The organism is Ochrobactrum sp. P6BSIII, from assembly GCF_014138065.1.
Lineage (GTDB): Bacteria > Pseudomonadota > Alphaproteobacteria > Rhizobiales > Rhizobiaceae > Brucella.
Genome location: NZ_JACGXB010000004.1, coordinates 357633 through 377315, shown reverse-complemented (window position 1 = coordinate 377315; position 19683 = coordinate 357633). Strand labels below are relative to the sequence as shown.

The window sequence follows — 19683 nt, the reverse complement described above, 5'->3', positions numbered from 1 at the left end:
CCCGTTAAAAACACGCGGAGCAAGGTTCAAAACATGGGTCAATTCTCGATGACAATATCCGGCAATGCCGGGTCACTTCTCAGTGCAAATCAACACGGGTTCTAGTGCGTCGATAAATGCACTATGCGCCTCAGTAGTGAGGGAAATACCTTCGTCCGCCAGAAACGTGGGAAGCCGACCAATTTCGATAATGACTGCCCGGACCTTAGCGGCGTGGACGGCTGTTCTCACATGATCATCGTGAGCGTCCTGAAAGGAGTCGCCAGCGGCCTCCAGCGCGTCTTGGTATTGGTCGTAGGCGAAATCCAAATCGGGAACGGGTGGGGTATTGTCGACGTTCTGAGCGATGAACCAATCATACCAGCGGCCCGCGAGTTCGCGCATCTGTCGATTGCTGAGCGCGGTCGTCAGGCCAGATTTTGCCGACCGTAGAAGTGAGATGCGACCTTCGATAGTCGCCAACCATTCGAGATGAGCAAGTTTGACTTCGCTCGAAGTCTTCTCTGTGGATGCTCGAAAACGTTCCTCTTGGCGAAGGCCGTAAGCTCGCTGATACGCATCTCGAATATCCGCTGGAATCATTTTCCGGGAAAGCCAGTCCCCGTTTTTAGCTCGTGTCAGTCCTGCCATAATGACTTGCATCTGTAGCGCCCTTTGTAGCGATAGGGCAACGACAAATCCTTGTAATTCAACAACTATCTGAAACAAAAGAGCTTCTGGAAAGCTGTGGTGCGGTCGGCGGGACTTGAACCCGCAAGCCTAAAAGGCGACGGATTTTAAGTCCGTTGCGTATACCAGTTTCGCCACGACCGCAGCGACAGGATTTCTATGTCATGATTTGCGCGTTGATTTCAAGACAGAAAGCTTGTCAGCAATAACAGCTGAATTATCGAATATCCTTATGTTCTAAAATAGAAAAGCGGTATGATCGGCCCGTTTTCCCGACCATGAATTTGATCGGTTCGCGCCAGATGTCACTATTTCTGCAAAAGCCTGTCAGCTGACGAATTTTGGATATGACAAGCTGTCAGGAATGATTTACGCCTAGAGCTGGACCGCTACGCGGCGGTCTGGGGCTTAGTAAGCCCTTTATCACTGCGTGGTTGGCGTCACCGAAAGGCGCCGAACCTTCGTCCTTTATGGTCAGGGTGCTTGCGACGTATGTCCAAGCTTCTCTGAAGCCAAAGGTCGTGAGGCCGTCGCAGTGCGGTTACTAACACCCTGATCACCAAAGATCGAAGGGCACAATGCGGGGGCGTACCGCGAGAGTGCTTTGGGGGCGTGACCGATATGACAGACACTGTAACCTATTGCACAATCACCTATGATCATGTTCAGGATTGGTGCGGCGGATTCTTCCGCCAGGACCAGCGGCCAGAAGCTGAGGCCGCGCTTCGTTTGATGCAGCGCGAATTACAGAGAGAGCGCTCTATTTCGTGGCAGGCGCTTTACCTCGAAGAAATAACAATTCCGCTTCCACTGAACGAAGCCGTGCTGTTCGAACTGCTGAATGACGGTCCGCTGGTGGTCTTCGGAGACCGCAAGATCGTCACTGTTTACTACGTGGGGTAGGTTGGTGTTTCCCTTCATCCTTGTTTGCATTGGCAAATCCGTATAGCGATGTGAACACCGAGTAGGAATGAAGAGAGTTTCAGTATGACCGCCTTCGTCAAATCCGTGGCTCAGGCCGAAAAGGCAATGCGTGCGCTTTTCCCCGAAACACAATTGCAGCTCAACGATTATCTCTCCCGCAAATATGGCGCAGAGATTTGGTTGAAGCGCGAAGATCTGACGCCGGTGCGGTCCTACAAGATTCGCGGCGCGTTCAATTTCATTTCCAAGGCCGTCAAAACAACCGACGAGAATGTCGTCTTTGTCTGCGCTTCGGCAGGCAATCACGCGCAGGGCTTTGCCTTCGTCTGCCGCCATTTTGGTCGCAAGGGCGTTGTTTTCATGCCGGTGACCACGCCGCAGCAGAAAATCGACAAGACCCGCGCTTTTGGCGGTGAATTCATCGAAATCAAGCTCATCGGCGATATTTTCGACGTCTGTTATGCCGCGTCGCAGGAATTTGCGGCCAGCAACAAGGGCGTCATGGTGCCGCCCTTCGATCATCCGGGCATTGTGGAAGGTCAAGCGACCGTCGCACTGGAAATCGAACGGCAATTGCCGGAAGGCAAGAAGCCGGATCTGGTTCTGCTGCCGGTTGGCGGCGGCGGGCTTTCCGGCGGTGTGACGCAGTATATTTCCGATCTTGGCTGGAAAACCGCGTTTCGCTTTGTCGAACCGAAAGGTGCCGCAAGCCTGAAAGGCAGTCTGGAAGCGGGCAAGCGCATCAAGCTTACCCATGTCGATAATTTTGTAGATGGAGCGGCCGTTGCCGAGATTGGCAAGGAAAACTTCAAGCTTCTCAAAGGCTTTGACGCAAAGTCTGTCATAACAGTTCCGGAAAACCGTCTCTGCGCGACGATCATTGAAATGCTCAATATCGAAGGCGTGGTGCTGGAACCAGCAGGTGCTTTGGGCATTGATGCGCTGAAGGATTTCAAGAAAAGCGAACTCAAGGGCAAGCGTATCGTGATTGTCGTTTCGGGCGGCAATTTTGATTTCGAGCGCCTGCCCGATGTGCGCGAAAGAGCGCTTCGCTTTGAAGGCCTGAAGAAATACTTCATTTTCCGATTCCCGCAGCGCCCCGGCGCACTGCGTTCGTTCCTCGATCTGCTGGGGCCGGAAGATGACATCGCGCGCTTCGAATATCTGAAGAAATCTGCTCGCAATTTCGGCTCGGTGCTGATCGGTATTGAAACGAAAGATGCCGCCAATTTCAAACTTCTGGAAAAGAAGTTCGGGGAAGCCGGTTGGGCTTATCAGGACATTACAGACAATCAGGTTCTGGCTGATTTCATCATTTGAACTGAAGTCTAAGTGACGCGAAAACGAAAACATTTGCTTTTTTGGCAAAACCACCCCATATGGGCGGCAGGCGCATGGGCCGACGTTAGATGTCGGCTTTCCCGGCATTGGACTTGTTGCGTCACACCTCTGTCTTCCGGAATGGTCTGGTAGCGGAGGGGACCTGAGATCTGCTCGGGCACGGCTGCGCAAGTCGCCAGGGGTTTTCCCGGCGTCCCGTCGTTATCATAAATACGGATTTGGCTCGGGCAAGTTGCGCTTTCCCGGCATTGAAAGCGGACCGCAGATGTGCGGTGCCGCCGAAAGAGATTGAATTGACAAATGAAAATACGGGCGGCTTTGCCGCTCTTGGCGTCACCGGCGTTTTGCTCAAGGGCGTTGAAGCTGCTGGCATGACCGAACCGAAGCCAATCCAGACGCAGGCGATCCCGCCGCAGCTGGAAGGCAAGGACATTCTCGGCATTGCGCAGACCGGCTCGGGCAAGACTGCTGCTTTCAGCCTGCCGATCCTGCAAAAGATCATCGGTCTGGGCGATAAGCGCCGTCCGAAGACGGCGCGTGCGCTTGTTCTGGCACCGACCCGCGAACTGGCTGTGCAGATCGAACAGACGATCCGCAACGTTTCCAAGACCGCGCATATTTCGACCGCGCTCGTGCTGGGCGGCGTATCGAAGCTGACGCAGATCAAGCGTATCGCACCTGGCATCGATGTGCTGATTGCAACGCCGGGCCGTCTGACGGATCTGATGCGCGAAGGTCTCGTTGACCTTTCGCAGACCCGCTGGTTGGTGCTCGATGAAGCCGATCGCATGCTCGATATGGGTTTCATCAACGATGTGAAGCGTATTGCCAAGGCAACCCATGCCGACCGTCAGACTGCGCTTTTCTCGGCAACCATGCCGAAGGAAATTGCAGCGCTCGCAGGCAGCCTGCTTCGTGATCCGGTTCGTGTGGAAGTTGCGCCGCAGGGTACGACGGCTGCCGAAATCACCCAGGTTGTGCATCCTGTGCCGACCAAGGAAAAGCGCCGTCTTCTGTCGGCTCTGCTGGCCGATAAGAACATGCGTTCGGTTATCGTCTTCACCCGCACCAAGCATGGTGCCGATGCGGTCGTGCGCCACCTTGAGCGTGACAAGTTCGACGTTGCGGCCATTCACGGCAACAAATCGCAGAATGCCCGCCAGCGCGCGCTGAACGGTTTCCGCGACGGCACGCTGCGCATTCTGGTTGCAACCGATATCGCCGCGCGCGGTATCGATGTTCCCGGCATCAGCCATGTGGTCAACTATGACCTCCCAGATGAGCCGGAAACCTACGTACACCGTATCGGCCGCACGGGGCGCAATGGCGCCAGCGGCGCTTCGATCACCCTGTACGATCAGGCGACCGAGGATTCGAAGTTGCGTGCTGTGGAACGCGTGACCCGCACCAAGCTTCCGATCAAGGATGCTCCGGTCAAGCTTGCACCGGCACCCGCAGCAGCGCCGCGCATTTCGATTGTGGGCGAAGACAAGCCGCAGAAGACGCAGCACCGCAAGGGCCCGTCGCCGCAGCAGCACCGTCGTCCAGCACAGAAGCCGGGCGAACATCGTGGGGGCAACCACGCTTCCGCAGGTGGTCATGCCAATGCCACTGGCGAAGCCGCACCGAAGGCAAAGCGTCCATTCCGTCGCAAGCGCCGCAACGGTAATGGCGGCGGCGGACAGCGCGCTGCATAACGCCGTTCCGAAACATCTTTTACAAAAGCCGCCCATTTCGGGCGGCTTTTTCTTTTGAACAGACATTTTGTGGATTGAGTTTGCCAGTTGGCGTGGAAAATTATTCCATCCTTCCTTGAAGGGCAGGGCAGTTCCTCATACTTTCCCGGCAAACAGCTCGGCCAAAGATGAAGGATGGAAGCTATGCTCCAATCGGTTCTAGACGCAATCGGTAACACGCCATTGATTCGTCTCAAGAAGGCTTCCGAAATCACCGGTTGCGAGATTTACGGCAAGGCTGAATTCCTCAATCCAGGACAGTCGGTCAAGGACCGTGCAGCGCTCTACATCATTCGGGACGCGGAAAAGCGCGGCCTGCTTCGTCCGGGCGGCGTGATTGTCGAGGGGACGGCGGGCAATACCGGCATTGGCTTGACCCTTGTTGCGAAGGCGCTCGGCTATCGCACAGTCATCGTCATTCCGGAAACGCAAAGCCAGGAAAAGAAGGACGCGCTGCGTCTGCTCGGTGCGGAACTGATCGAAGTTCCAGCAGCACCTTATCGTAATCCCAACAACTATGTGCGCCTGTCAGGGCGGCTGGCTGAACAGCTTGCCAAAACCGAACCGAATGGCGCGATCTGGGCCAACCAGTTTGATAATCCGATCAATCGTCAGGCGCATATCGAAACCACTGCGCCTGAAATCTGGCGCGATACCAATGGCAAGGTCGACGGTTTCGTGGCGGCGGTCGGATCGGGCGGCACTCTTGTCGGGACAGCTTTCGGCTTGAAGGATCACAATCCTGATATCAAGATCGGGCTCGCCGATCCCTATGGTGCAGCGCTCTATTCCTATTACACGACCAGCGAGTTGAAATCCGAAGGCGATTCGATCACCGAAGGCATCGGGCAGGGGCGTATCACGGCCAATCTGGAAGGCTTCACGCCTGATTTCTCCTATCGTATTGCGGATGCCGATGCGCTCGATGTCGTGTTCGATCTCGTGGAGAATGAGGGGCTTTGCCTCGGCGGTTCTTCCGGCATCAATATTGCCGGTGCGATCCGGCTTGCAAAAGATCTCGGTCCGGGCCACACAATTGTGACGGTGCTTTGCGACTATGGTAATCGTTACCAGTCGAAAATGTTCAATCCATCCTTCCTGCGCGGCAAGAACCTGCCGGTGCCGGGCTGGTTGGAAACCAAAACCGAAATAGACATCCCATTCGAGGAATAAAACAATGGCCTATGAGACCGATGCGCTTTTCCGTGAAGATTCCTATCTTTCAACGGCGGAGGGCAAGGTTCTCGCCCTTACCGAGACTGGCGGTATTATTCTCGACCAGACAAATTTCTACGCGACCTCCGGCGGACAGCCGGGGGATATCGGCTTTTTTGAGCGCGCCGATGGATCGCGGATCGAGATCGCAGCCACCGTTACCGGTGAAACCAAGAACGAAATCGTCCATATGCCAGCCGAAGGGCAGGCAGCACCGACAGTCGGTGAGGCGCTTGTTCTGCATATTGATTGGCCGCGCCGCTACAAGCTGATGCGCATGCACACTGCCTGTCATCTTTTGTCCGTTGCCTGTCCGTTCCCGATCACCGGTGCGGCAGTGGGCGAAGATGAAAGCCGTGTCGACTTTGATCTGCCAGATCCGACCTATACGAAGGAATTCGTGACCGAAAAGATCATGGAACTGGTCAAGGCCAATGATCCCGTTTCGATCAGCTGGATCAGCGATGAAGAATTCCTCGCCAACCCCGATATTGTGAAGTCGAAGAATGTTCGCCCTCCCGTCGGGCTTGGCCGCATTCGGCTTGTTGCCATTGGCGAAAACGGTTCAGTGGATTCCCAACCATGCGGCGGCACCCATGTGTCTGAAACGCAGGAAATAGGAGAAATCCATATCGGCAAGATCGAGAAGAAGGGCAAGGAAAACCGCCGTTTCCGCATTCGCTTCGGCGCCTTGCCCGAAGCTTGAGTATTTGAGGAGCATGATCATGGCTGAGAAGAGCGCATTTGTCGTTTCACGCGATTGGCTGAAAGAACGCCTGGGACAACCGGGGATAGCAATCGTGGATGCGTCCTGGTATCTGCCTGCCGCGGGTCGCAACGGTCTTGAAGAATATCATGCAGCGCATATTCCGGGCGCGGTCTTCTTCGATCAGGACGTGATCGCCGACAAGCATTCTGGCCTGCCGCACACCTTGCCGTCGCCGGAACTCTTCGCGCAGCATGTCGGCGCGATGGGTATCACCGCCGACGAGACAATTATCGTTTATGACGGCCCCGGCATGTTTGCCGCCCCCCGCGTCTGGTGGATGTTCCGCGTGATGGGCGCCAAAAATGTGTTCGTTCTTGATGGCGGTTTCGACGGATGGAAGGCCGCGGGCTATCCCGTGACTGACGAGCCGACGAAGATTGCAGCCTCGCTATTCACGCCTGCTTTCGATCAGGCTGGCGTCGTTGCTTTCCCGGAAATGCGGGAGATCGTCGATGAGCGTCGCGCGCAGGTTGCTGATGCGCGGGCCGCCGGACGTTTTACCGGGCGGGATGCCGAACCGCGTGTGGGCATGCGTTCCGGTCACATGCCGGGCGCGCGCAACGTTCCTGTCGGCACGCTGTCGGAGAATGGCGAGCTGAAAGATCTGGATAGTCTGCGTGCGATCTTCGACAAGGCAGGCGTCGATCTCGCCAAGCCTGTCGTCACAAGCTGCGGTTCCGGCGTCACGGCGGCGGTCATCATGCTGGCACTGGCCTCGCTCGGCCATAAGGATAACCGGCTCTATGACGGTTCCTGGAGCGAATGGGGCAGCAGGCAGGATACGCCGGTGGTGACGGGCGAAGCCGACTGATCATGGTCGACAAACTTACTGCCCGCATTACGCATCTGGAAATGCAGACGCGACCGGCGCTTTCCGTACCGGTTCCGTCTGGCGTGCGGCTCGCCATCATGCGGGCCAGCGACATGCCGGTGCATTTCTATCGCTATCTTTACGAACAGGTCGGTCGGCAGCATCACTGGATGATGCGCCGCGTGCAAAGCGATGCGGAAGTGGCCAGCATCATCCATGCGGATACGAGTGCGATCCACGTGCTCTATGCGGATGGCAATCCGGCCGGTTTCGTGGAACTGGATTTAACCGCTATGCCGGAAACGGCTGAAATTCTTTATTTCGGTCTGATGCGTGATTTTCAGGGGCGGGGGCTTGGCAAGTTCTTTCTCAGCGAAGCCATTTCCGCTGCCTGGGCCCATGGACCGCAGAAAGTTGCCATCCACACCAATACGCTCGATAGCCCACGCGCATTGCAGCTTTATCAGAAGATGGGATTTGTTCCGGTCGGATGGTCGGAGGAAGAAGTCACACCATGGGCGGACTAATTACCGGGTAGATTAGCCGCGTGCAACCTCGCGGCCATTGGTGATGGAAACAACGGAAGCGCTCGCCAGTCGGGCGCTTTCTTCGTCCAGAACCACACAATTGCGTCCGCGTTGCTTGGCCTGATAGAGGCAGCGGTCGGCGCGGCTCATCACTTGCGAATTGCTCTCGGTTTTTGGAGCAGACGCCACGCCGATGCTGATCGTCAGAGGATAGACCTGATATTCCGTCGAATGAAAAGGCGTGCCTTCCACTTCGGTACGGATGCGCTGCGCCACACGCACGCCCGTTTCGCTGCTGGCGCCTGGCAAGAAGACACAGAATTCCTCGCCACCGATACGCCCGACCAGATCGCCCTTGCGTGTCACATTTTGCAGGGCAAATGCGATCAGCTTCAATGCGCGGTCGCCAGCGCTATGGCCGAATGTATCGTTGATGGCTTTGAAGTGGTCGGCGTCGATGACCATCAGCACGCCGGTTTCAATACGCGATCTGCTGATCTTCATGGCATCGAACAGGGCTTCGCGATTGAGCAATCCCGTCATGTGATCGACGCGCGCCCGCGCCTGCAATTCAATATGCGCCCGTTCAAGTTGGTTATAGGCGTCTCTCAGCTTGTTATGCTGCCGGAAAATATAGGCGAGCGACGGGAAGGCTGTCGCAATGGGAATGCCGGAGCTTAGCGCCAGTGCAACAATGCCCGGCCGTGCGCCCGAAAAGGCAGCAACTGTCCAGGTGAGCGACACAGAAAACAGCACAACAGAAAGTGTTATGACACCTGCTTTCCATAACGCTGCTTTCATTTCCTAACTCCCCGTCCCTGGATCAGGATTATTTAATTGTCACTCGAAACCTTACGTTGAGGGAGCAATTGATTGGAGGGCTTATAAAAGCATCTGGGCGTCAGGAAAAGATGCCAAAAGGTATGATTGCAACTTTTCCACGAACAGTTTCCCGAAAGACACAATTTAGGGTTTTATCACTAAAGGCTGATCAAGCAAATTGTATTGGGGGAGCGGGGATAATATCGGGATTTTCGAATAATCTAACCGATAATTGTAATGGCTAACATAAGGGAAGGTCGGAAACAACCGCCTGAGGGTGACGGAGGCGAGCTTTTCGAAGCGCGGAGATGGCCAGAACGCTCCGAAAGAACTCGTCTCACGTCGAGAGTGTTGTCTTGCGACAAATCTATAGTTTTGGAGATTTTATCGGCTATGAGCCGGTGAGGGCGGTGGTCGTCAGAAGATGGCGAGATATTTCAGAAGAGAAATGATACCAATGATGATCACAATAACTTGAGCAATCTGCTTCACCTTTGCATCCAGCGGAAGCATGTTGATCAGATAAAGCACGAGGAAGATAACAAGAATTGTTATCAGAAGGCTGATGAGGATGGACATAGCTGTTCTGAACCTTCCTGGAACGGCACTGTTGTCGTTTGTGTCCGACGGCCGCTCCTCCAGAACGCCAGACCAAACATTACACGGAAAACATGGGGCAAGTTCCCAGTTTCTTCCGCGGCATTCTCGTTTCCAGTTTGAAAACGATATGCCGGATAACGTTTCGCTTTGGAGAAGGTTCCGCTCGATTTGTGAGCGGGCACGGAGACTGATGGCCGGTTTTGAACGCCGGCCACCATAGGCGGGAATATTATCGCTGCTGCATGCTGCCGTTTTCGCGACGACGCATATGCCAGCTGAAAGCTTCTTCCAGAAGATGTGGCGTGTGACCGCCACGCTTGCAGGCGCGTTCGAAATAATCATTGAGCTGGTCGCGATAATCGGGATGAGCGCAATTGTCGATGATGACACGGGCACGTTCCCGCGGGGCAAGGCCGCGCAGATCGGCAAGGCCCTGTTCGGTCACCAGAATATCGACGTCGTGCTCCGTGTGGTCCACATGAGTGACCATCGGTACGATAGACGAAATGGCGCCGTTCTTGGCTTCCGACTTGCTGACGAAAATCGAGATATAGGCGTTGCGCGCGAAATCACCCGAACCGCCAATACCGTTCATCATATGGGTGCCATCGACATGAGTGGAATTCACATTGCCATAAATATCGAACTCAAGCGCCGTATTGATGCCGATGATGCCGAGACGACGGATGACTTCCGGGTGGTTGCTGATTTCCTGTGGCCGCAGGATCAGCTTGTCGCGATAGCGGTCGATATTGTTGAACACCCGTTCGCCGACTGCCGGGCTGAGCGTGATCGAAGCACCGGAGGCATAATCCAGCTTTCCGGCATCAAACAGCTCGAAGGTGCTGTCCTGCAGCACTTCACTATACATGCGCAGATTGTGGAAAGGGCTATCGGCGAAACCATTGAGCACAGCGTTTGCGATGGTGCCGATACCGGCCTGAAGAGGATTAAGCGTCAGATCGAGACGGCCATGTGCCACTTCATCCTTCAGAAAATCGATCAGATGACCGGCAATAGCGATGGTTTCGCTGTCGGCTGGTTCGACCGTCGAAGCACTGTCATTTTCCTGCGTGATGACGATGCCAGCGATTTTCTCGACCGGGATCGGAATATAGGGCAGGCCGACGCGGCTGTCGCAGGCCGTAACCGGGATCGGGTCGCGGGTAGGGCGCTTGGTCGGGATATAGATGTCGTGCAGACCTTCCAGCGCCATAGGCTGGTTGAGATTGACCTCGACGATCACCTTATCGGCCAGAATGGCGAAGCTTGCCGAATTGCCAACCGAAGTGGTCGGAATGATACCGCCACTTTCGGTAATCGCCAGCGCCTCGACAACGGCATAATCAATCGGGCCAATCTGGTTGGAGCGCAATTGCTCGACCGTTTCGGACAGATGCTGGTCGATGAACATGACCTCGCCGCGATTGATCGCGGAACGCAGCGTGCGGTCAACCTGAAACGGCATACGACGGGCGAGCACATGGGCTTCAGTCAGGATCTTGTCGACGTCGTGTCCAAGCGAAGCGCCGGTGATAAGCGTAATCTGAAACGGATCGGTTGCCGCACGGGCCGCCATGGCGACCGGCACGGCCTTGGCGTCACCGGCGCGGGTAAAGCCGCTCATACCGACAATCATGCCATCCTTAATGAGGCTGGCTGCCTGTTCCGGGGTAATAATCTTGTCTCGCAGCGAAGCGTTTCGAATGCGTGCTTCCAACATCTATAACTCTACCTTCTATCCCATCCAGCCAGCGGGCCGGGAATGCCCGTTCGATGTGCATCGTGACCAAGAGTTGGCCGAAAACGCGAGTGCTGGAACCCGTGTCGGGTCATACAACATGTACAGGACGATTACATGCTGCTTTGGTCTTAGACCGTTTCAGGTTCCAAACACGTTTCAGTCATTCTCACGATGCGGGCAGCGAGGGAATGATTTTAATCAAGCGTAGAATTTGTCAATCGCTGATCAGATTGACCGCTGGAACAGCCCGACGGGCAGGGTGCATTCGTGTCGCTAGAATGCGAAGGTCATGGCCCATCGCCAGAGTATATTGCAGGTAATTCTTATATTTATACAGTATAGTTGATATTTGAAAGAAAATTTGCAATCATAATTTATATATATCTGGTTATTTTTATATTCGGTTTTGATGATGTTTTTATTTTCATTGGTTAATATAAAATATAGGATTATATCCGTCCTTCTTTTCACTGTGTTCTTGGCGGTGTTTTCCGGCGCAGCTAATACTCAAGGGCCAACCGAGACATCAAAACCGGTACAAGTTGGCATTTATGTCAGCGAGCCCTTCGTCAATAATGACGGCAATGGCTATTCCGGCATGGCAATCGATATCTGGCAGAACATCGCCGCGCGCCTGAATATAACGTCGCATTATGTGGAATATCCGAACTATAGCGACCTCATGAAAGCCGTTTCCGATGGCAAGATTGATGCAGCCGTCACCAATCTTACCATCACCGAAAACCGTGCTGAAATCGCAGATTTTACCTATCCGTGGTTCGATGCTGGTTTGCGCATCATGGTGCATACTCAGGCCGGGACGGGATGGGACGACCTTATCGAACGCCTCAACAGGGCTGGTCACTTGACCACCTATGTCTGGATTCTGGGCATTCTTCTCGTGGCAACGCTGTTTCTGACGCTGTTCGACAGACGCTTTGATGAAAATTTTCCAAAACGCTGGCGGGAAGGGCTGGCGGAGAGCTTTTATCACGTGGTTTCAATTGCTACGTCCGGCAAAAGCTCACGTAAAAACCTGTTCGGCTGGATAGGACGTGTGTGGCAAACGTTCTGGATGGTTTTCGGCATCGCCATCATCGCTTATGTCACGTCATCAATCACCAGCGTGATGACCGTGGCGCATATCGACAACACGATATCGAGTTTGAGCGATCTTCAAAGAAAATCCGTCGGCGTTCGAACCGGCAGCGTTGCTGAACAGTTTCTGAAATCCCGATCCATAGCCACTGTATCGTTTGATCATTTGCCGGAAGCTGTTTCCGCTCTCGTCAATGATGAGATCGCGGCGATCGTTGCTGATGGTCCTGTGCTGGAATATTACACACATCAGCATACCGATGAGCCGCTCGACCTTGTCGGCGGAGCATTCAGCCCGGACAAATACGGTTTTGCGTTTCCACGTCACAGCGAGCTTGTCCAGCCAGCCAGCGTGGCGATCATAAGTCTGCACGAGAGCGAGGAAATCGCGAAGCTGAGAACCAAATATTTCGGTCCTCCGAGCTGAGAGCAGACGTGCGCTATAACGGAGCCGTTGTGTGGCGTAGGTGGAAACAAACGAGAGAGCAGCTTGCCGCTAGGCTACGAGCGATCTTACATCGTTCGGGAAGTCGATGAGGAGCAGGCGTCTTCTATCGCTTCATTTGCTGCTTTTCGTTCGCTGAAACCAACGCAAGACCGACTTCAAGCTAGAACCCACCCAGCTTCATACGTTGATCACATAAGATAGATTATGGAACTATAAGATATCTATTCCGCTTAGCATATCCTATCGAGACGCTTCCGCTCGCCATCGGCAAATCAGACCCCATCAGCTCCGGCTGAACCGGATTGATAAACGCAATTAAGCTCGTCGATGATGGAAATGTCAGCGGCGCCGTGCGACGTAAAGATGTCCAGGAACCGGCGATCCTTGTTCGCTGCGCACAGTTATGTTCTCACACCGAATGCAGTCCATGCCGTGTGCATCCAGCATTGCCGTCACATATGACTTGGCATGCGCGAAACGCTGATAATCGCCGACCATGAAAGCCCGACCCGCAAAGCGCGCTTCGTCCTGTGTTTCGCTCGAAAAGCCGAAATAGCCGTCCGGCTCGAGTTGCGTGGCCACACCTGCAAAGAAGCGATCCAGCTCGCCCATGTAAGGCAGCACGTCGGTCGCCACGATCAGATCCCAATTGTCCTCAGCCGTCGTTTCAAGAAAGCGTACCGCTTCACCAACGAACAGCGCGTCATAGTCGCCTTTTTCAAACGCGACTTCGATCATGTTTTCAGAAATGTCTACGCCCGTCTTGTGCGTTGCCATATCGTCGAGCGCATCAGCAGACAGACCGGTGCCACAACCCAGATCGAGCATACGATCACGATGAAATTCCTCATCGATCTCCAGCAATATTTCGCGCAGCTGTAGCGGCACGTCATAGCCAAGCTGGTCTACGAGAATCGTGTCGAACATTTCGGCATGCTGGTCGAACAGTGTCGCCACATAAGCGTCGGGCGCTTTCAGTGGAACAGCGCCGCGTCCCATGCTGGCAAGCCGCACGGCTGCGCCGCCGTGATCGTCAGGATCGATGGCCAGAACTTCTTCATAGGCTTTTGCAGCGCCGTCAAAATCGCCAGCTTTTTCAAGCGCGAGCGCACGATCATAGGCTTCCGCCAGAGCGTCTTCATCGAAAGATTTGTTCTCGGTTTGCGCCATTACCGTATGCCTTTTCAAAGTCTGTATAGTGCGGCAGCTTATTTATGATCGGCCAGTTTGCGCGCAATCACTGCGCAAGCCATAAGCTGAATCTGATGAAACAGCATCAATGGTAGCACAATACTGCCGACATTGGCGCTTGCGAAAATGGCGCTGGCCATAGGCGCGCCACTGGCAAGGCTTTTCTTGGAGCCACAAAACATGATGGTTATGCAATCGGCGCGATTAAAGCCCAGTCGCTTGCTCCCGTACCAGGTGATCAGCAGGACGACAATCAGCAATACTATATTGACGCCGACCATCATCACCAGATCGTCCCAAGAGACTGATTTCCAAAGACCTTCCACGATGGCTTCGCTGAAGGCCAGATAGACAACCATAAGGATCGAACCGCGATCCACAAAGCTGAGCGGCTTGCTGTTTCGCCGCATAAAGCTGCCGATCCAGGGTTGCAGAATCTGACCCAGAACAAAGGGCAGCAGCAATTGCAGCAGAATGGCTTCAAATGCATCAAGCGAGATGCCGCCTCCTCCACTCTGCACCGCAAAAAGCAGGCCCACCAGAAGCGGTGTGAGGAACATGCCGAAAATATTCGATGCGGAAGCCGAGACAATTGCAGCCGAAACATTGCCGCCCGCCATGGACGTGAAGGCAATGGACGACTGAACCGTCGAAGGCAGCACACAGAGATAGAGAATGCCCGTATAGAAGGCTGATTGCGCCAGACCGGGAATGACCCAGCCAGCTGCGAGCCCCAGGATCGGGAACAGCACGAATGTGGACAGGAAAACTGCGAGATGCAGCCTCCAGTGGGTGATGCCCGAAATAACGGCTTCACGCGAAAGACGCGCGCCGTGCAAAAAGAACAAAAGGCCGACAGCAACCTTCGTCGCCATGCCGAACCATTCGGCAAATTCGCCCTGAACCGGGAGCACCGATGCCAGCAGAATTGTGGCGATCAGCATTGAGGTGAATTTATCCGGCAGGAAGCGCATTGTTTCGTCCAATCTTGTTCGGCGTGCCTTGGGGAGGATCTGGCGCCGCGTCGCATCCATGAAACATGGGAGATATTCAGGGACATGAGCCCTGTTTTGCGGGGCCTGTTTATTAAACGCATCGGGCCTGTTTTCAATCCTTGATGGTTGGAAAACAGGCCTGTTTGCTTCACTTTTCCGGGATTTTCTTGCGATTAACTGGCGGCGCCCGCTTTATTCGTAGCCGTTGGGGTTTTTTGACTGCCAGTTCCACATATCCTGGCACATCTCGCGCAGGTTCTTTTCGGCTGACCAGCCAAGGAAGTCGTTGGCAAAGGTCGGATCGGCATAACACTCAGCAACGTCGCCCGGACGGCGTGGCGCGATTTCATAATTGATCTGGCGGTTGGAGACGTGCTCGAACGCCTTGACGACATCGAGAACGCTATAGCCCTGCCCCGTACCGAGATTAACGGCAAAGCATTTTGGTTCATCCAGCTTTTTCAGCGCCTTAAGGTGACCGGCGGCCAGATCGACCACATGGATGTAATCGCGAACGCCCGTGCCGTCTGGCGTTGCATAATCATTGCCCCAGATGTTCAGCTTTTCACGGCGTCCTGTTGCAACCTGCGCGATGATCGGCATCAGATTGTTCGGAATGCCTTTCGGATCTTCGCCAATCAGGCCGCTTTCGTGTGCGCCGACGGGGTTGAAGTAGCGCAGAATGGCGATCTTCCAGCTATTGTCGCTGTTGTAGAGATCCCGCAGCATTTCTTCGATGATGAGCTTGGTACGACCATAGGGATTTGTTGCGGAGAGCTGCTGGTCTTCGGTGATCGGCAGCTTCTGCGGATCGCCGTAAACGGTCGCGGATGAAGAGAATACCAGCGTTTTGACGCCGGTTGCTTCCATCGCCTGCAACAGCCGCAACGTACCCAGCACGTTGCAGTCATAATAATGCAGCGGCTTTTCGCTCGATTCCCCCACGGCCTTCAGGCCCGCAAAGTGGATCACTGCTGTGCATTTATGACGCGTGATGATCTGTTCCAGAAGCGCGCGATCACGAATGTCTCCTGGCTCACGAATGGGTGCGCGACCGGTAATTCTCTCGATCCGGTGAAGGGCTTCCGGGTTACTATTGTCGAAATTATCGACCACGACCACTTCATGGCCTGCCTCGATCAGCTGAACGCAGGTATGAGAGCCGATATAGCCGGCGCCGCCAGTCACAAGAATTGTCATCGATCAAGTATCCACTTGTTGAACATGCCGCCCCGATGTGCGATCCCGAGCTGACTATGCAAAATCGGCAACGGACTTCAACCCGTTCCAGATGATTCTTTGGGAACAACTGGAAACGGAGTTAGCGAAGTTTGATGGAGCGCAGATGACCCCTTCCCGCAATATAGACCGCCTGCTTGAGATTATGGCTGCTCTTCGCGATCCGAAAACCGGCTGCCCGTGGGATGTCGAGCAGAGCTTTCGCTCGATCATGCCTTATACGCTGGAAGAGGCCTATGAGGTTCTCGACGCCATTGAGCGCGACGACATGGACGATCTGCGCGAGGAGCTGGGCGATCTTCTGCTACAGGTGGTATTCCATGCGCGCATGGCCGAAGAGCAAGGCAGTTTCGATTTCGGCAATGTGGTAGAGGCGATCACCCATAAGATGATCCGCCGTCACCCGCATGTCTTTGGAGATGAAGAAGCCCGTAGCGCTGGCATGGCCAAAGGCTCGTGGAACCGGATCAAGGCGGAAGAGAAGGCGGAGCGCGCCGAACGCCGCGCAAGTCTCGGGCTCGACACGCATGAGAATAACGGGTTTCTCGACGATATTCCAACCAACTTCCCTGCCCTCGTTCGTGCGCTGAAATTGCAGCAGAAAGCGGCAAAGGTCGGCTTTGACTGGTCTGAAGCCGCGCCTATTCTCGACAAGATTTCCGAAGAGACTGCCGAGTTGAAGGAAGCAATGGCGGCACAGGACAAGGCTCATATCGCGGAAGAATATGGCGATCTGCTCTTCGCCATGGTCAATCTTGGCCGCCACCTCGATATTGATGCGGAAACGGCATTGATCGCGGCGAATGATAAATTCAAGCGGCGCTTCCATTTCATCGAGAAGACGCTGGATGAGGCCGGAAACAACCTCGATTCAGCAAGCCTCGAGGAAATGGAAGAAATCTGGACCGAAGCCAAGAAAAAGGGGCTGTAATCAGCCCCTTACTTATCGGACCATTTCGGCCGGAACATCTGATAGACGCTCTCCGTGGTGGCGTAATCCATATAACCGAGACGCGTCACGGGTTTCACCTTGGTTATATCAACCAGACCGTCCGTCAGAATACTCTCGTCGATATGGACGCCGACGACTTCACCGATGACCATGTAATTGTCGGTCGGCTTGCCTTCCTTGTCCTGCAATCGCCTGATGTCGACAGCGACACATTCCAGTGAGGCATAGGCCTCTTTCACACGCGGAGCGGCGATAATTTTCGATGATGCGCGGGTCAATCCGGCATAATCGAACTCGCTGGCGCCACGCGGTGCGTCCACGGAAGACGCATTCATATGCGTCTTGAGGTGCTCACTCACCAGATTGGTCGTGAACTCACCGGTTTCCTCGATGAAAGTCACGCTGTCCTTGATGCCGCTGGATGAAAACATCACCATAGGCGGCGTATCGCAGATCGCATTGAAGAATGAATATGGAGCGAGATTGACCGCTCCATTCTTCGAACATGTGCCGATCCAGCCGATCGGGCGCGGTGCGACAATTGCCTTGAAGGGATTGTGGGGCAATGGATGCCCCTCTTTTGGCTCATAAAACATCGAGATTTCCTCGCCTTGGGAAATAGTTTTAAAGCTCTATCTTATTCCGCCCATGGGCCGGAATAGTCGGAAACGATCTTGTCCATATCTGCACGGGGACGCTCCGGCATCTTGTTTTCTGCGGTGCCGATATGAACGAAACCGGCCACGCGTTCATTCGGCGCAAGACCAAGATATGCGCGCGACGGTGCATCGTCCGAATACCAGTTGGTGATCCAGTTGGTCGCATAGCCAAGCGCATTGGCGGCAATGCAGAGATTCATCGCGACAGCACCTGCCGACAGGAACTGCTCCCACTCCGGGATGCGCTCATGTCCGACGGGTGACGACACAATGCCGATGACGAGCGGCGCACGCGAAAAGCGGGTCAATTCCTGTTCCTTGCGACCTTCGGGCAGCGGGCCTTCGCGTTCTTCAGCGCGCTTGACCAGAAACTCCCCTACCCGTTTGCGGGCATCGCCACGGTAGAGGATGAAACGCCAGGGCGTCAGGCGACCGTGATCTGGAACGCGGGCTGCCACTTTAAGCAGTTCAGCCAGTTCTTCGCCTTCTGGTGCTGGAGCGCCAATTGCTGAAATCGGCGTGGAACTACGCTGAGCTAGAAAATCGAACACCGGATGCGCCACGGAAAACCTCACGACTGGAACTTGCTAAAACCTTTATTGCAACTCTTCTTTTCGAAGGGCCGCCTCTTCTCGCCCGTTGCAACGGTGGTGTAAAGTCAAAACTCGGAGAAACCGCAACACGGTGATGGCTAAAAAATGCCGGTGTCATTATCGATTTGGCCTTGAATTCGACACCCGCATGGGCTCAAAAAAGCTATGTCGGTTTTCAAACTTCTGCCTTGCGTTCAAACATCACGATATTTTCGCGGCGAATGGCTAGCTGTAGCGCTGCTGACCGTGATGTCGGGTGCGCCTGCATGGGCGCAGGGCCTTGACCCTGCTGCCGAGGCAAGCGGCGGATTGAATCTCCCCGAACCCCCGCTCAATCTGCCCACGCTCAGCCCCTATGCGTCGCCGACAAGCCCGGAAAACAATCCGTTGATCAAAACCACCGAGCTGGACCTGAAGGCCCGTCTCATGGATGACGGCGCTGACATACCGACAGGGTTGGTATGGCGCGTTTTCTCGCCCAATGTCGGGCCGGACGGGCAATTGCCGCTGATCGCCAGCGCACAGGGCGGCAGCGCCGCATTCAATCTGCCGGAGGGAAGCTACCTCGTGCACGTGGCTTATGGGCGCGCTGGTGCCACCAAGCGCATAACGCTTGGCAGTAATGCCCGGCACGAGCTGATGATGCTCGATGCGGGCGGCATGAAGCTGAGCGCGGTTCTGCCCGACAAGAGCAAGATCAACGACGATCTGCTGCGGTTCTCGATCTATGCGGACGAGGATAACAGCGAACGCTCGCTGATTGTCCCGGATGTGAAGCCAAACGCCATTATCCGGCTCAACAGCGGCACTTATCACGTTGTCTCCAATTATGGCTCCGCCAATGCCATCATTCGCGCTGATATTCGCGTCGAAGCAGGCAAGCTTACCGAAGCGACGGTCGAGCATCGCGCTGCGGAAATGACACTGAAGCTGGTGCGCGAGCACGGCGGCGAAGCGCTGGCCGATACGTCATGGTCGGTTCTCAACGCTTCGGGCGATGTGGTGCGTGAAAGCGTGGGCGCCTATTCATCGCTGGTTCTGATCGAAGGCGATTATGTCGCTGTGGCGAAGAACAAGGACCGCATCTATCAGCGGGATTTCAAGGTTTCGTCTGGCAAGAATGAAGAAGTAGAAGTCATTGCCAACAAGGAATTCGAGGCGTCTGACGATTCTTTGGATTAATAACAATTTTCGATTATGCTATTGTTGTTGGAAATTTATTGGTATTTTTCATTTTCACTTTTTGATTATTCTTTTTCCATCCATAGCCTTCTCACAAGGTATTTACATGAAAAGAATTATGATTTTGGCATTTAGCATTTTTGTTGCTTCGCAAGCCTATGCAGGAGC

At 54.5% G+C, this 19683-nt stretch carries 19 protein-coding genes and 1 tRNA gene; 10 read left to right on the top strand and 10 right to left on the bottom strand.

Translation table 11 applies throughout. The features are described from left to right. Positions 1–72: 72 nt before the first annotated feature. The gene (locus FHW00_RS08190; protein ID WP_078338644.1) at positions 73–642 is read right to left on the bottom strand and encodes a hypothetical protein; all 570 of its coding nucleotides are present in this window, start codon (positions 640–642) and stop codon (positions 73–75) included. A gap of 85 nt (positions 643–727) precedes the next feature. Then, positions 728–813 (bottom strand) — tRNA-Leu (locus FHW00_RS08185). 477 nt (positions 814–1290) lie between these two features. Here FHW00_RS08185 and FHW00_RS08180 point away from each other — a divergent pair. The 7 genes from FHW00_RS08180 (at position 1291) to FHW00_RS08150 (ending at position 7992) form a co-directional block, all read left to right on the top strand. Continuing rightward, the gene (locus tag FHW00_RS08180; RefSeq protein ID WP_078338643.1) at positions 1291–1572 is read left to right on the top strand and encodes a hypothetical protein; all 282 of its coding nucleotides are present in this window, start codon (positions 1291–1293) and stop codon (positions 1570–1572) included. An 84-nt stretch (positions 1573–1656) separates the two neighbouring features. Beyond that, positions 1657–2913 (top strand): threonine ammonia-lyase IlvA, encoded by a 1257-nt coding sequence (gene ilvA, locus FHW00_RS08175; RefSeq protein WP_078338642.1) that lies wholly within the window; start codon positions 1657–1659, stop codon positions 2911–2913. Between the two features lie 314 nt (positions 2914–3227). Further along, a complete protein-coding gene (locus tag FHW00_RS08170) occupies positions 3228–4631 on the top strand; it encodes a DEAD/DEAH box helicase (RefSeq protein ID WP_374843376.1) in 1404 nt (467 codons plus the stop codon). Between the two features lie 183 nt (positions 4632–4814). Then, positions 4815–5843, top strand: coding sequence for a cysteine synthase A (locus FHW00_RS08165; protein ID WP_078338665.1), 1029 nt, complete (start codon positions 4815–4817; stop codon positions 5841–5843). Positions 5844–5847: 4 nt separating this feature from the next. Beyond that, on the top strand, positions 5848–6591 hold the full coding sequence (locus tag FHW00_RS08160; protein WP_078338641.1) for an alanyl-tRNA editing protein: 744 nt from the start codon (positions 5848–5850) through the stop codon (positions 6589–6591). A 19-nt stretch (positions 6592–6610) separates the two neighbouring features. Continuing rightward, positions 6611–7465 carry a 3-mercaptopyruvate sulfurtransferase gene (gene sseA, locus FHW00_RS08155; protein WP_113533603.1) on the top strand — a complete coding sequence of 285 codons (855 nt, stop codon included), beginning with the start codon at positions 6611–6613 and terminating at the stop codon, positions 7463–7465. A gap of 2 nt (positions 7466–7467) precedes the next feature. Next, positions 7468–7992: a GNAT family N-acetyltransferase gene (locus FHW00_RS08150; protein ID WP_078338640.1), complete on the top strand. Its 525-nt coding sequence runs from the start codon at positions 7468–7470 to the stop codon at positions 7990–7992. Positions 7993–8004: 12 nt separating this feature from the next. On the opposite strand, the gene FHW00_RS08145 is transcribed toward FHW00_RS08150, so the two are convergent. The 3 genes from FHW00_RS08145 to FHW00_RS08135 form a co-directional block, all read right to left on the bottom strand. Beyond that, positions 8005–8793 (bottom strand): GGDEF domain-containing protein, encoded by a 789-nt coding sequence (locus FHW00_RS08145; protein ID WP_078338639.1) that lies wholly within the window; start codon positions 8791–8793, stop codon positions 8005–8007. Positions 8794–9231: 438 nt separating this feature from the next. Beyond that, positions 9232–9393 carry a Thivi_2564 family membrane protein gene (locus FHW00_RS08140; RefSeq protein ID WP_113533570.1) on the bottom strand — a complete coding sequence of 54 codons (162 nt, stop codon included), beginning with the start codon at positions 9391–9393 and terminating at the stop codon, positions 9232–9234. A 250-nt stretch (positions 9394–9643) separates the two neighbouring features. Further along, on the bottom strand, positions 9644–11137 hold the full coding sequence (locus FHW00_RS08135) for an acetyl-CoA hydrolase/transferase family protein (protein ID WP_078338638.1): 1494 nt from the start codon (positions 11135–11137) through the stop codon (positions 9644–9646). A 430-nt stretch (positions 11138–11567) separates the two neighbouring features. On the opposite strand from FHW00_RS08135, the gene FHW00_RS08130 reads away from it, so the two are divergent. Continuing rightward, positions 11568–12683, top strand: a complete 1116-nt coding sequence (locus FHW00_RS08130) for a transporter substrate-binding domain-containing protein (protein WP_445557923.1) — start codon at positions 11568–11570, stop codon at positions 12681–12683. 360 nt (positions 12684–13043) lie between these two features. Here the strand turns inward: FHW00_RS08130 and FHW00_RS08125 are convergent, their stop codons facing one another. The 3 genes from FHW00_RS08125 to galE all read right to left on the bottom strand — a co-directional run bounded on the left by FHW00_RS08125 (position 13044) and on the right by galE (position 16090). Then, complete coding sequence (locus FHW00_RS08125; protein ID WP_078338637.1) at positions 13044–13874, bottom strand: methyltransferase domain-containing protein; 831 nt, start codon at positions 13872–13874, stop codon at positions 13044–13046. Positions 13875–13912: 38 nt separating this feature from the next. Beyond that, a complete protein-coding gene (locus FHW00_RS08120; protein WP_078338663.1) occupies positions 13913–14869 on the bottom strand; it encodes a bile acid:sodium symporter family protein in 957 nt (318 codons plus the stop codon). Between the two features lie 213 nt (positions 14870–15082). Beyond that, positions 15083–16090: a UDP-glucose 4-epimerase GalE gene (galE, locus tag FHW00_RS08115; RefSeq protein WP_078338636.1), complete on the bottom strand. Its 1008-nt coding sequence runs from the start codon at positions 16088–16090 to the stop codon at positions 15083–15085. 145 nt (positions 16091–16235) lie between these two features. Here galE and mazG point away from each other — a divergent pair, with 145 nt between their 5' ends. Continuing rightward, a complete protein-coding gene (gene mazG / locus FHW00_RS08110) occupies positions 16236–17060 on the top strand; it encodes a nucleoside triphosphate pyrophosphohydrolase (RefSeq protein WP_078338635.1) in 825 nt (274 codons plus the stop codon). Positions 17061–17068: 8 nt separating this feature from the next. On the opposite strand, the gene FHW00_RS08105 is transcribed toward mazG, so the two are convergent. Both FHW00_RS08105 and FHW00_RS08100 read right to left on the bottom strand, forming a co-directional pair. Next, positions 17069–17677, bottom strand: a complete 609-nt coding sequence (locus tag FHW00_RS08105; protein ID WP_078338634.1) for a flavin reductase family protein — start codon at positions 17675–17677, stop codon at positions 17069–17071. Between the two features lie 41 nt (positions 17678–17718). Beyond that, on the bottom strand, positions 17719–18303 hold the full coding sequence (locus FHW00_RS08100) for a nitroreductase family protein (protein WP_078338633.1): 585 nt from the start codon (positions 18301–18303) through the stop codon (positions 17719–17721). 195 nt (positions 18304–18498) lie between these two features. On the opposite strand from FHW00_RS08100, the gene FHW00_RS08095 reads away from it, so the two are divergent. Beyond that, a complete protein-coding gene (locus tag FHW00_RS08095; RefSeq protein ID WP_078338632.1) occupies positions 18499–19515 on the top strand; it encodes a hypothetical protein in 1017 nt (338 codons plus the stop codon). Positions 19516–19683 lie beyond the last annotated feature (168 nt).